Raw genomic sequence first — 12,506 nt, forward strand, 5'->3', positions numbered from 1 at the left:
CTTTTTTCTTTAGCCATTGGAAATACGGATACTGATAACGGGGTCTTTTAGTTCTGTTTCGGTGTAGAAAATCAGTGTTTCATTTTCTAATACCACTTTGTTCCAGTAAAAGTTACCGCCAAATCTGGATTCTACCACGCTGACGGAGATGCCTTTTTCTGCTATTTTAATTTCATTGGGGAAGAGGTAGTTTTTTTCGGTGCCTAGAAGTATTTTTTGACGCGGTGTAAGGAGGTTTACTTCGCCAAAAAGCTGTGCTACATAACTGTTTTTAGGGGCAGAATAGATTGCTTTAGGAGTTCCTGTTTGGACTAATTTTCCATTTTTCAGCACGAAAATATCATCCATCCAAGGCATGATTTCAGGGAGATGATGGGTAGAAATGATGAGGGCAATGCCATTCTCTTGGCAAAAAGAAAAGAGTTTTTCACGGAGAAAAAGTTTCCTTCCTACATCTAAATTACTAAAAGGTTCGTCCAGAAGCAATAACTCAGGCATGGTGGATAAAGCTCTGGCAATGGCTACTCTCTGCTGCTGTCCTCCACTGAGTTCTATGGGTTTAGCATTTTTGTATTCGGATAAATCTACCACTTCTAAGAGTGCTTCTACGCTCATTTTTTTCTTATGAAGATCAATATTAGAAATGTATTTTCCTACATTGTCATATACGGTAGCGTAAGGTGTGAGTGCATAATCTTGTGCCACGAATTGCATTTCCTTTTCGCCAGGTACCAAATTTCCTTTGGGACCTAAAAGTTTTTTAGAACGGAAATAGATTTCGCCTTTCTCCCAGTCTTTCAGTCCGTAAATGAGCTGTAATAAGGTAGTTTTACCACAACCACTTTCCCCTACCAGTGCAACGAATCTTTTTTCTTCTATTCCCAATGTGAAATCCTCAAAAAGAGGGTTATCTTTGTGATAGGAAAAATTTAAATTTTGAATTGAGAGTAACATTTCATAAATTTACTCCAAAAATAGTAACTTAATTAAATATAGTATGATAAAATCAAAGATTTTTTTTTCATTCATGGCGTTCATGCTATTCAGTCTAATGCACTCTTGTAAGAAAGAAAAGGCAGATAATGCAGTGGTTCCCGAAGTAAATACCGCACAAGGGGAAACGGTATATGTGGTGGATACGCTCCGTAGTAGTATAGAGTGGAAAGGGTATAAGATTTTCAAATCAGAGAACACCAGTCATTTCGGTAATCTTCTATTTGAGCGTGGTGAGATGAGCGTAAAAGAGGGGAGGCTACAAAGTGGAATTTTTGTAGCTCATATTGCTTCCTTATCTAATGAAGATTTAGAGGATGATGCTGTACAAAAAGAAAAACTAGAAAAGCATCTGCTGTCTCCAGATTTTTTTCATGCTGAGAAATTTCCTACGGCTACTTATGAAATTACCCAAGTGAGTGATGGAACGGGAGATTATAATACCATTCTTGATGGAAAACTCACCATAAAAGGAGTTACTAGGCCTTTAAGAATCAATGCTAATGTATCTGTAAAAGAAGATAAAATCACCCTTTTTTCTGAGCCTACAGATTTCAGTAGGAGTGATTTTGGCATCCGCTTTCAGTCGCCAATAGAGAATGGAGTGATTCAAGATGAAATAAATATTCAAATAGTGGTGAGTGGTATAAAGAAATAATTGATATCAATAACAAAAAAAGACTGGAGCTTACCAGTCTTTTTTGTTATCCTTTTAGTTTTTCTGTGAGGTCTTTCATAAACCTTTTCAGTTCTTTATCGGTTTTAGATACATCTCTAATGGTTTTGCAGGCGTGCATTACGGTGGTATGGTCTTTTCCGCCCATCTCTTCACCTATTTTGCTAAATGTGGCATCTGTGAGTTCCTTAGCGAAATACATGGCCAGCTGCCTTGGAAGTGCCACTTCTCTTTTTCTGCTTTTAGAAAGTAGTAAGTCTCTATCAATATTAAAATAGCTACATACAATCTCCTGAATATAAGGAATATCAATCTCTTTCTTCTTATTATCAGAAATTTTAGAGATGGTTTCTTTTAATAAATCCAATGTCAAATCAGATTTATATACAGTAGAATAAGCGATGACAGAATTAATGGCACCGATTAAATCTCTTACACTGCTTTTTACTTCATTGGCAAGGAAATCCAGCATGTCTTCTGGAAGGAGGATACCATCTCTACTGAGTTTATCTACAATGATTTTTTTTCGGGTATCGAAGTCCGGAGATTTAATTTCTGCTGTCAGTCCCCACTTAAATCGAGAGATGATTCTCTCCTGAATATCTGTAATATCCACGGGAGCTCGGTCCGAAGTAAGGATGATTTGCTTACCATTATGACGGAGATAGTCAAAAATATGGAAGAAGCTATCCTGTGTAGAAGTCTTTCCAGATAGGAACTGGATATCATCTATGATGAGTACATCTACCGATTGAAAGAAATTGGTAAAATCGGTAATGTTTTTATTCTTAGCCGCAGCAATGAACTGCTGGATAAATTTTTCTGATGAAAGGTAGAGTACTACTTTTTCTGGATATAGATTTTTTACTTCTAGCCCTATAGCATGTCCCAAATGGGTTTTTCCTACCCCATAGCCTCCATGTAAAAACAGAGGGTTAAAGGCTGTAGAACCAGGTCTTTTGGCAATGGATTTAGCTACATTAGTAGCGAATTTATTGCATTCCCCTTCTACATAATTTTCAAATGAAAAATCTGCTTTTAGATTGGATTCTATTTTAATTTTAGGAATTCCTGGTAGTGCAAAAGGGTTAACGGTGGTACCTTGTTTTAGTGTAATAGGCACCGTTTGTGTACTCTGCTGAACTCTATTTTGGGTACTAGATTGCATGGTGGCTACAGGAGGCTGAGCCACATTTTTAGCAGGTGTTCCTTTATCTCCTAACTGATAAAAAAGTTTTACTCCCTTCCCAATGTATTTTCTAAGTGCAGCAGAAAGCAAAGGGATATAGTTATCTTCTATATATTCTCTATAAAAATAGCTAGGTACATAGAGGGTGAGTCTGTTCTCTATAAGTGAAACGGGATGAACTTTTGTAAATAGTAAATCAAAGGAATTTTCCAATTTTTTAAAATCGGAACTATCCTCAAGAGCATTGAGATTTTCTCTCATAAATGAGAGGCATTTTTCCCAGATATTCACTAATTGTTCGTTCATTTTTTGGTATAAATTTTCAGGAGAAAATAAATGGTGCGTTTCAGACAGCAAATATCAAATTTTTATTGTGGAAAAAAAAATGTTTGTCCTATTGATTTTTTAGAAATATATTTGTATGAATTAAAAGAGAAAAACGGATGATTGTAACAAGTTATTCATTTAGAGTTCGTTATGCGGAAGTAGATTCTATGAAGTTTGTCTATTATGGGAATTATGCACAGTATTTTGAATTAGGTAGAGTAGAGCTTTTTAGGAAGATAGGTATCTCCTATAATGAGATAGAAAAACGAGGAATTTGGCTTCCAGTATCTGAATTTTATGTAAAATATATTAAATCAGCAAGGTATGATGATTTGCTTACTGTGAAAACTTATATTAGAAAAATTCCAGGGGTAAGAATTATTTTTGATTATGAACTTTTTAATGAAAAAAATGAGCTTATCACTACCGCTAGTACCACACTTTATTTTTTTGATCCCGAAAGGAAAAAAATAATTTCATGTCCTGACTTTCTCCTTACATTAATTAAGGATAATTGGAAGTAGAAAAACTAACCCCTTTTTCTTTATTATGAAAAGTCCTATAATTTATATTATGTTAAGTAAAATAAAACTATACAAAAAAAGCCACTCTTATTGTGTGGCTTTTTATTCTTATGAAAATAGATATTGAAGAAATTTACAAATAAAAAAATCAAGACGAGCTTATTATTTTTAAGGCATTCTATTAAATTTCAATAAAAGAATTTCATTTTGATAAAGCTCCAAACGCTTAGCGGTTACTTTATAACGATTGGCTTTACGAAGCATATTTAAGAAATTTACTTCTGTGTCAATGTGTTTACAAGTCATCCTTGTGGAAATAACATTTTTAGCGAAGAAACTCCCATCAGGATTCATTTTTATTTGTGCAGAAAAATTATTACAACTGGCATTGCCAATCATTTTTTGTTCATCTGCTATTTTAATTGTAGGCAAAGCAGTTCCTGTAGCATCTGCAAGTTGCCATTTTGTTCCCACCACAATAGCAAGTTTTTCTTCTTTCTTTGTATCTGATGTTTTCGTTGTAGAACATGAAGTTGCCAATAATGCAGCTGAAAATGCTGTTCCCAAAAGTATTTTTCTCATTTTTATATTTTTTAATTAATCATTCTTTTCGCAAATAGAAATGCTTTGTTCCAATACTTTTCATTAAGTGATGAAATGATGACTCCCTTAGAAGTAGAAGCATGTAAAAAGGTAATCTCACCATCTGGATAAATAGTATGTACAATTCCTACATGAGATACTTTATTTCCTCCCGAAGTAGCAAAAAATAGCAAATCCCCAGGTTGAGATTTCTCAATAGCAATGGATGCACCTTGTTCAGATTGAGCTTTAGAGTTTCTTGGTAGTAGGATGTCTTGTGTCTTAAAAACTTGACACATCAGCCCCGAGCAATCAATCCCTATGCTATTATTCCCCCCTAACTTATAAGGTGTTCCTAAAAATTTTTCTGCATCTTTTAGGAGATTTTTCACCATTTTAGAGTTTTTTCCTGAGAATGAAGATTTTAAATTTCTTGCACTCGCCATGGTATTTACTTTCACGCTGGTGTTCGCTTTGGATTTTGATATACTTTTAGTAGTTCCACAACTTACCAAAACGCCTGTAAATACGATTATTGCTAAAACTTTTTTCATATCAATTATTTTCTTCAATGGCAAAGTTCATTACCTCCCCTATTTCCAAACTCGTTCCAAAGCTAATAAATTTTTTATTGATACAATTGATTTCTACCCAACCTTTTCTCTTTTCTTTCTCTTCTAAGGAAGAAATAATAGGTACATAGACTATATCATTCAGCTTTTCATCGTATTCTTCAGCGTATTGAATACCGATGTCTATTATGTAATTAGCAGATGGTCTGATATTTACATTTCTAAAAATCATATCATAATGGGAAGACTTATTTTCGGGGATATCAAAATATTTTTCCCAGTTTTCAGTACTTCCATTCAGTTCTACCATGGCTACAAATGCTTCATACAATGCTTTAGTATAAAATTTTCTCTGATGAACTCTCTCATAGTCATTATAGTAATGTCCTCCCTCAAATAAAATAGTGGGAATACCCAGCTTCATAAAATTATCTCCCACGGCATTGGGATAAAATTCATCTGTATATCTTCCTATTTCATTGGGTAAATCTTCTTTGAGCTGAGCCACTATTTTAGCAATAACTGCCATGGATTTTTTTCGAGTTTCAGTAACGGCTCTAGATTCTTCTTCAGAAGCGGATAAGAAAGACATCGTAGCTGGATATTTTTCTCCATCTGTAGAAAAAATAGTTCGCTGTTCGTGAAGATTCAGTGCATAATCGTACTTTTTGGCATCAAAAATAGATTTGAGATAAGGCAGTTCTGTACTTTGCATCGCCCAGAAATCTCTGTTAAGATCAATATTTTCTGCATTTTGTCTTATCCATCTTTTAGCACCATCAGGGTTCAGCATGAGAATAAAATCTAAACTTAAAGAATGATATAAAAACTCAAAATCATCAGCATGTTTCTCAGCTGTACATAGAAAATCTAAAAATGCCAATGAGGAATTGCTTTCGTTTCCATGCATTTGAGACCATGCCAATATATTAATATTTCCTTTTCCCCAAGTAACTGAATAAATAGGTAAATTTTCTGCAGAATGTCCTATGACCCTTTTTTCTACACTGGAAATATTTTCTAAGTATTCAAAAAGCAAGTCTGGTGATAGATATCGATTTGTAAACTGAGGATTCCTCTGATACATTTGTAAAAAATCCATGCTTTTCTTTTTTTCAATCTTTACAAATTTACAAGAAAAAAATGAATCATAGTGTTTTACATTTGTAAAATATCTAAACTACACATATAGTCAAAGTGTCAGTGGAAAAAAATGTGGATTGAAAAATAAATAATATCAATATATATAATTATTAAAATCAGTGTTTTATACTTTTTATATAAAGTAAAAATTAAATATAGCTTTAAGTGGAAATATAGGGTAAATCAAAAATCAATGAAAACTTAATTAAAGATTCATAATGTGAATAGATGAAACATGTATTTATATTTTACATTTGTAAATTATCTTATTTTCTCTTTTACTCCTCTTTTTTTGACTATCTTTGTGAAAAAATAAAATATGTCAAACGAGGTACTATTTTTAGGTGGATTTATCCTTTTCATCTGTATCATTTTAGCCATTGATTTAAGTCTTGGAAGTAAATCTAGCGGACAAGTTTCCATGAAACAAGCAGGAGCCATGAGTGCTTTTGTAGTTGCACTTTCCTTGGCTTTTTATGCTATATTAATTAATTTCGGACATTTAATTCATGGTATAGATTCTATAGAAAAGCTGCAAGAAATCATAGTGAAGCATAAACATCCCGTCCAGATTATTCCCAATGATTTAGAGCATTCTATTGATTTGTATAATTCTAATTTAGGGTTAGAATACATTACGGGGTATATAGTAGAATATGCACTCTCTGTAGATAATATATTTGTGATATTATTAGTTTTCAGAGGATTTAATGTTCTTCCGAAAGATTATCATAAGGTTCTGTTTTGGGGAATTTTGGGAGCTGTGGTGATGCGTTTTATTTTTATTTTCTTAGGTGCGGCACTCATAGAAAAGTTCAGCTGGATTATGTATCTATTTGGAGCATTTTTGGTTTTCACGGGTGCCAAAATGTTTCTTAATAAAAATGACGAAGAATCCATCGATACTGAGCACCACCCTATTGTTCGATTTGCCAATAAATATTTCAAAGTTCACAATCAGTTTGTAGGTAATAAATTTTGGGTAACCATAAATGGGGTAAAAAAAATGACACCTCTTTTCTTGGTTCTTTTAGTGATAGAAGGTACTGATTTAATATTTGCTGTGGATAGTATTCCAGCAATATTTTCTGTAACCAAAGACCCTTATATTGTTTTCTTTTCTAATATTTTTGCCATCATTGGGCTTCGTTCCATGTTCTTCCTTCTAGCGGGTGTAGTGGATAAATTTAAGTATTTAAAAGTAGGACTTTCTATACTATTAGTCTTCATTGGTTTAAAAATGCTTCTTCACCACTATTTAGAAGATTGGGGCTTTAAAACCACTCACTCATTACTCATTATTGTTCTTATTTTAGGTGGCAGTATTTTATTATCATTGTTGATTCAGGACAAGAGAACCAATCGTAGCATTAAATACGAAGAAGGGAAATCTGATGATTTGCATAGAGAATCATAATATAAATATGCTGCAATCTAAATTATCTCGATTTATTTTATAACATATCGTAATTAGTTTTTTGTTTTAAATTATAAAATTTGGTATAAAATTTTGTTTTAGGTAGTAAATTAAAATCCCCTTTCAAGTTCTTGAGAGGGGATTTTCTATATGTGTTTATTATTGGTTATTTTAAAAACATTTTTGCTACTTTTTCTGCTTTTTTGCTTTCGGAGTAATCGTAGAAACCTTCTCCTGATTTTACACCTAACTTTCCAGCGGTAACCATATTCACTAACAATGGATTAGGAGCGTATTTAGGATTTTTAAATCCGTCATACATTACATTGAGAATTGCCAAACACACATCTAAACCAATGAAATCTGCCAGCTGAAGTGGCCCCATAGGATGTGCCATGCCCAGTTTCATCACGGTGTCTATTTCTTGTACTCCTGCTACGCCGTTGTATAGCGTTTCTATCGCTTCATTAATCATAGGCATTAGAATTCTATTCGCCACAAAACCTGGATAGTCATTTACCTCTACGGGTACTTTTCCTAAGGTTTTAGACATTTGGAAAACCGCATCAAAAGTCTCGGAGGAAGTAGAGTACCCTTTGATGATTTCTACCAATTTCATAATAGGCACAGGGTTCATAAAGTGCATACCAATAACTTTTTGAGGTCTTTGGGTAGCGGAAGCGATTTTGGTAATAGAAATGGAAGAAGTATTGGTAGAAAGTATGCAGTGTTCAGGTGCATTCTCGTCCATCTCTTGGAATATTTTGAGTTTAAGGCCTAGGTTTTCCGTAGCCGCTTCTACGATGAGATCTGCATTTTTTACCGCTTCAGCAACGGAGGTAAAAGTAGTGATATTGGCCAGCGTTTCTTGCTTTTGAGCTTCGGTAAGATTCCCTTTGGCAATGATTCTGTCCAAGTTGGTAGTGATGGTTTTCAGTCCTTTTTCTAATGCTGCCTGAGAAATATCTGCCAAATTTACTTTAAATCCGGACTGTGCAAAAGTATGTGCTATGCCATTTCCCATGGTTCCAGCACCGATAACTGTGATGTTTTTCATTGTATGTTTTATTATTTTTGTATAGGTGATATTTTGTTATTATGGGGAGGAGAAACGGATTCTTCTAGGTACACATATCCGTCATTTTCCGTTCTATTATTATTTTGATTTTGAACCACTTTTCCTAGTTGTTCTAGGAAAACTTTTTTATTCTTCATATTTTTTTCAATTTCGATATGAAGGGCAAATTCGCCCTCTCTCCCTAATCCAGATGTTACTATAACAACGAAATCTTTCCGTCCATTTTTCTTCGCATAGGAAGAAAGGAAGTTTCTTACAGGTACATCACTTTGGGGGCCACAGCAAACACTCGAATAATTGATGGCAATGTACTCTAATTCTACTTTCTGTTTTTTTTGTGTATTGCAAGATGCTATAATGCATAATGCTATGATTAGTTTTAGTAATTTCATGATTTTTTTATTTTTTAAGTGGTTTTTCTTCGATGAGCTTCATGATTTCCAATGCCAGTTTTAGAGCTTCTGTACCATCTTCTAAACTTACTTCTACTTCTTTACCTTCATTAATGGCATCTGCAAAGGCATTGAGTTCGTCCAAAATTGCATTATTTGTTTCAATGTTTGGATATTCAAATACGATTTGAGATTTTTCTCCATCCGCATTTTGGATAATCATATCAAAAGGGGAAGGGTTTTCGGGGGCTTCTTTCATTCTGATGACTTCTGCTTTTTTTTCAAGGAAATCTACCGAAATATAAGCGTCTTTTTGGAAAAATCTGGATTTTCTCATCGCTTTCATGGAGATACGGGAAGTGGTAAGATTGGCTACACATCCATTTTCAAATTCTATCCGTGCATTGGCAATGTCGGGCGTGGAAGAAACCACACAGACGCCCGAAGCATGGAGGTTTTTCACCTTAGACTTCACAGAAGAGAGAAGAATGTCTAAATCATGTATCATCAGGTCTAGTACCACTGAAACATCGGTTCCTCTGGGGTTAAATTCTGCCAAACGATGGATTTCAATGAACATAGGATGAGCAATATACGGCTTTGTGGCAATGAATGCAGGATTGTACCTTTCCACATGCCCTACTTGGGCTAAAATTCCTTTTTCATCGCAAAGTTTTTTCAATTCTTCGGCTTGTTCTAAAGTTTGGGTAACAGGTTTTTCAATGAAAAAATGCTTCCCAGCTGCAATGGTCTTTTTCGCATAATCATAATGGTAGATGGTAGGCGTTACAATGTCTAACACATCTATTTGAGAGAGCAATGCTTCAAAATTATCAAAATATTTATAGCCCAACTCTTGTGCTATCTTGCGTCCATTCTCTTTGTCCACATCATAGAAGCCTACCAGTTCATATTTTTCACTTTGCTGGAGCAGTTTTAAGTGTATTTTCCCCAGATGCCCCGCACCTACTAAGCCTGCTTTTAACATTGGAAATTTGTTTTGCCAAATATAAGTATATTTTTCTTTGAAATTTTAATTTTAATTTCAAAATAAAGACTACATTTACACCTATTTTTAATTAGTTGCTATGAGTCATCTGAGAAAATGGGGATTAGTGCTTTGTACATCTCTCATTTCTTCCATATCCTATTCACAAGAAAAAGAATTTATAGAAGCGGATAGGCCCGACCAAACGGAGGGAGTGAACTTTCTGCCCAAAAATGGAATTCAGGTGGAAAATGGCTTGAGTTTTACAGAGACTACGATAGAAAATGAACTCGCCCTGCGGTATGGGCTTTGGGAGGGTACCGAACTGAGAGCTTCCCTATTGTCTGCAAGGAATTTTTCTGATTTGTTTACTTTTAGTGTAAAACAATCCTTACTGAAAGGGAATCAATGGATGCCTTCCATCGCTGTTTTTGGCTATGCTAAACATAGTCCCGAAGACAAATGGTTTACCGATGCACTCATTGCGTTTTCTAATGAAATTTCACCTCAGATTAATTTAGATTATCATTTTGGTACCGTTTCTGGATTTAAGGTGCTGAATAACTCCTTTTTACTCGGGTATCAGCCTACCGAAAGATGGTCTTTTTTCATCGAATATTTGGTGTATTACAGCCGTTCTACATCTCCTGAACATAATGTAGATTTGGGTTTTTCTTATGATATTACCCGAGATTTTCAGGTGGATTTCATCCTTGGAGATAGAGATTTTTATTTCGGAATCAAATCCCTATTCCTCGGTGCAGGGCTAAGCTATAGAATACGATGAATCTGTATTTTATCTTTTGATAGTGCTTAAAGGATAAAATCATTAATCTAGGAATGATTTTTCCTCATATTCACATATTCTTAAATTATCTATAAAGCCATATTTTTTCATATTTTTACCTTTAATTTACTGATATTCAAAATGATTAATATTTATTTACAATTGTAATCTAATTTATTTTACAATTGTAATGAGATTTATTATTTATTATTTTTACATTTGTAAAAACATTTTACAATGAACATCAATTCACGCATAGAAAATATCATAGAAGAATCTGGACTTTCTCATGCAGAATTTTCGGAAAAGGTAGATGTACAGCGTTCTTCCATCTCTCATATTCTTTCAGGAAGAAATAAGCCATCATTGGATTTTCTAAGAAAAGTAAAAGAAGCTTTCCCGCTTTTATCTTGGGATTGGATGATAGAGGGAAAAGGAGAAATGTTTCTTCCAAAAGAAGAAGAAAAAAAAATAGAAAAAACAACTACTCCCCTACCCGATTTATTCTCATTCGTAACCGATGGGGAAAAGGAAAACTCAACAGAAACGCCCCCTTCAATACCTAAGACCATCGCTTCTCCAATATCATCCGGAGCAATTCCTAATACGAACTCTTCCGTAGAACAGAAAAATTCACCCTCGGAAAACATTACTATACGCTCTGAAAATAATACTTTTAAAAAAATAAAAAGAGTAATTCTCCTATATCATGATGGTAGCTTTGAAAGTTATGAGATAAGTCTATCTTGACTTTTTGAAAACAAACAAGGAATTATGATTTTTGTGGTGTGAAACATAAAAGCCTAAAACCTTGTTTGTAGTACTGGACAAAGATATGATAGTAGAAGAAATGACATTGTTAAATTATTATATTTAATTGATTATTCAGCTTCAGAAATAAAAGCTTCAAGGAATTTTCTAACATTGTTTTTGACTTCGAGTAACATTTTCCTTTTCTTTTAAATCTTGCCAAATAATGCCTTATTCTGCTATTATATCCCTCCACTGTAAAGGTTTCTGCTTTGGATTCCATATGCTTTTCACTTGGAATTACCTCTGAATAACTCTTCCAATAATCGCTACAAAAACCATTGATATCCCTGCTTTTCAATTTCTTCCAAAGCTCTAAGAAAGTTTCTGTGTCTCGTTTGCCACAAACAAAACCGATGAACTTTTTTCCAAGTCTATCAATAGCAATCCAGCTCCAACAGTAGTTTTTTTTGACTGTACATAACTGTGAATCTCGTCCAATTCCACTATCTCAATAGGTTCTTCATTCTGAGGTAGTTCCACAGATTCTCCCCATTTCTTTACCCACCGATAAACCGTTCCGTAGCTAATATTCAATATCCTTCCAATAGCTCGGAATCCTAATCCTTCCAAATACATTTGCAAAGCAAGACGCTTTTGTTCTGGCGTTTTCACATCCGATTTCTTCTCAACACTGAAAAAATAGCCACAGTCTTTACATTTATATCGCTGTCTGCCTCCAACAAAACCTGCCTTAATCTTATTTAACGATTCACATCTGGTACATTTCATGACGCTAAATTATATAAAATATATCAGAATAACAATACCAAAATAAAATATTTACTTTTAACCCATTATTTTCAAAATTGTAGTAATTCTACGACTTTTTGAGAGGGGGATTTAGAGATTTTATTTTTTTAATTTATATATAACTACTTTATTTTCAATTTCTTCATATTAATAAATGTTTTTACTTTGAATTTTGCTTCTTATATTAATTGAATGAAAAAAAGGGATTTTAATACAAATTAAAGCCATACTATGCCAAAGTTAGTAACACTGGCAGATGGTATTTTTATAAGTTG

At 33.8% G+C, this 12,506-nt stretch carries 14 protein-coding genes; 5 read left to right on the top strand and 9 right to left on the bottom strand.

The features are described from left to right. Positions 1-9 precede the first annotated feature (9 nt). Entirely contained in the window at positions 10-954 is a 945-nt protein-coding gene (locus tag HMPREF9699_RS07380; protein ID WP_002663737.1) for an ABC transporter ATP-binding protein, read from the bottom strand. A gap of 43 nt (positions 955-997) precedes the next feature. Between HMPREF9699_RS07380 and HMPREF9699_RS07385 the strand changes: the two genes are divergently transcribed. Further along, positions 998-1,651, top strand: coding sequence for a YceI family protein (locus tag HMPREF9699_RS07385; RefSeq protein WP_002663739.1), 654 nt, complete (start codon positions 998-1,000; stop codon positions 1,649-1,651). A gap of 46 nt (positions 1,652-1,697) precedes the next feature. On the opposite strand, the gene dnaA is transcribed toward HMPREF9699_RS07385, so the two are convergent. Continuing rightward, positions 1,698-3,164, bottom strand: coding sequence for a chromosomal replication initiator protein DnaA (dnaA, locus tag HMPREF9699_RS07390; RefSeq protein ID WP_034985787.1), 1,467 nt, complete (start codon positions 3,162-3,164; stop codon positions 1,698-1,700). A 137-nt stretch (positions 3,165-3,301) separates the two neighbouring features. Here dnaA and HMPREF9699_RS07395 point away from each other — a divergent pair, with 137 nt between their 5' ends. Then, a complete protein-coding gene (locus HMPREF9699_RS07395; protein WP_002663742.1) occupies positions 3,302-3,709 on the top strand; it encodes an acyl-CoA thioesterase in 408 nt (135 codons plus the stop codon). Between the two features lie 168 nt (positions 3,710-3,877). On the opposite strand, the gene HMPREF9699_RS07400 is transcribed toward HMPREF9699_RS07395, so the two are convergent. Genes HMPREF9699_RS07400 through HMPREF9699_RS07410 form a run of 3 tightly spaced genes read right to left on the bottom strand, consistent with a single transcriptional unit; the run spans position 3,878 to position 5,965 of the window. Continuing rightward, the gene (locus HMPREF9699_RS07400; RefSeq protein WP_002663744.1) at positions 3,878-4,291 is read right to left on the bottom strand and encodes an META domain-containing protein; all 414 of its coding nucleotides are present in this window, start codon (positions 4,289-4,291) and stop codon (positions 3,878-3,880) included. A gap of 11 nt (positions 4,292-4,302) precedes the next feature. Continuing rightward, positions 4,303-4,845: a C40 family peptidase gene (locus HMPREF9699_RS07405; RefSeq protein ID WP_002663747.1), complete on the bottom strand. Its 543-nt coding sequence runs from the start codon at positions 4,843-4,845 to the stop codon at positions 4,303-4,305. 1 nt (position 4,846) lies between these two features. Next, complete coding sequence (locus HMPREF9699_RS07410; protein ID WP_002663750.1) at positions 4,847-5,965, bottom strand: M14 family zinc carboxypeptidase; 1,119 nt, start codon at positions 5,963-5,965, stop codon at positions 4,847-4,849. A gap of 360 nt (positions 5,966-6,325) precedes the next feature. Between HMPREF9699_RS07410 and HMPREF9699_RS07415 the strand changes: the two genes are divergently transcribed. Continuing rightward, entirely contained in the window at positions 6,326-7,423 is a 1,098-nt protein-coding gene (locus HMPREF9699_RS07415) for a TerC/Alx family metal homeostasis membrane protein (RefSeq protein ID WP_002663751.1), read from the top strand. Between the two features lie 166 nt (positions 7,424-7,589). Here the strand turns inward: HMPREF9699_RS07415 and HMPREF9699_RS07420 are convergent, their stop codons facing one another. The 3 genes from HMPREF9699_RS07420 to HMPREF9699_RS07430 are packed head-to-tail and all read right to left on the bottom strand — an operon-like array spanning position 7,590 to position 9,881. After that, positions 7,590-8,480, bottom strand: a complete 891-nt coding sequence (locus HMPREF9699_RS07420) for a 3-hydroxyacyl-CoA dehydrogenase family protein (protein ID WP_002663752.1) — start codon at positions 8,478-8,480, stop codon at positions 7,590-7,592. Positions 8,481-8,491: 11 nt separating this feature from the next. Next, complete coding sequence (locus HMPREF9699_RS07425) at positions 8,492-8,893, bottom strand: hypothetical protein (protein ID WP_002663753.1); 402 nt, start codon at positions 8,891-8,893, stop codon at positions 8,492-8,494. Positions 8,894-8,900: 7 nt separating this feature from the next. Further along, a complete protein-coding gene (locus HMPREF9699_RS07430) occupies positions 8,901-9,881 on the bottom strand; it encodes a Gfo/Idh/MocA family protein (protein WP_002663754.1) in 981 nt (326 codons plus the stop codon). Between the two features lie 100 nt (positions 9,882-9,981). On the opposite strand from HMPREF9699_RS07430, the gene HMPREF9699_RS07435 reads away from it, so the two are divergent. Further along, on the top strand, positions 9,982-10,668 hold the full coding sequence (locus HMPREF9699_RS07435; RefSeq protein ID WP_002663756.1) for a transporter: 687 nt from the start codon (positions 9,982-9,984) through the stop codon (positions 10,666-10,668). A gap of 237 nt (positions 10,669-10,905) precedes the next feature. Continuing rightward, on the top strand, positions 10,906-11,418 hold the full coding sequence (locus HMPREF9699_RS07440; protein WP_002663758.1) for a helix-turn-helix domain-containing protein: 513 nt from the start codon (positions 10,906-10,908) through the stop codon (positions 11,416-11,418). A gap of 109 nt (positions 11,419-11,527) precedes the next feature. On the opposite strand, the gene HMPREF9699_RS11090 is transcribed toward HMPREF9699_RS07440, so the two are convergent. Next, positions 11,528-12,210 (bottom strand): IS1 family transposase gene (locus tag HMPREF9699_RS11090; RefSeq protein ID WP_155799884.1). Its coding sequence is split into 2 segments (ribosomal slippage): positions 11,528-11,883 and positions 11,883-12,210, totalling 684 coding nucleotides; the frame shifts between segments, so codons are not numbered across the junction. Positions 12,211-12,506 lie beyond the last annotated feature (296 nt).

The sequence above is a fragment of the Bergeyella zoohelcum ATCC 43767 genome (assembly GCF_000301075.1).
Classification (GTDB): Bacteria; Bacteroidota; Bacteroidia; order Flavobacteriales; family Weeksellaceae; genus Bergeyella; species Bergeyella zoohelcum.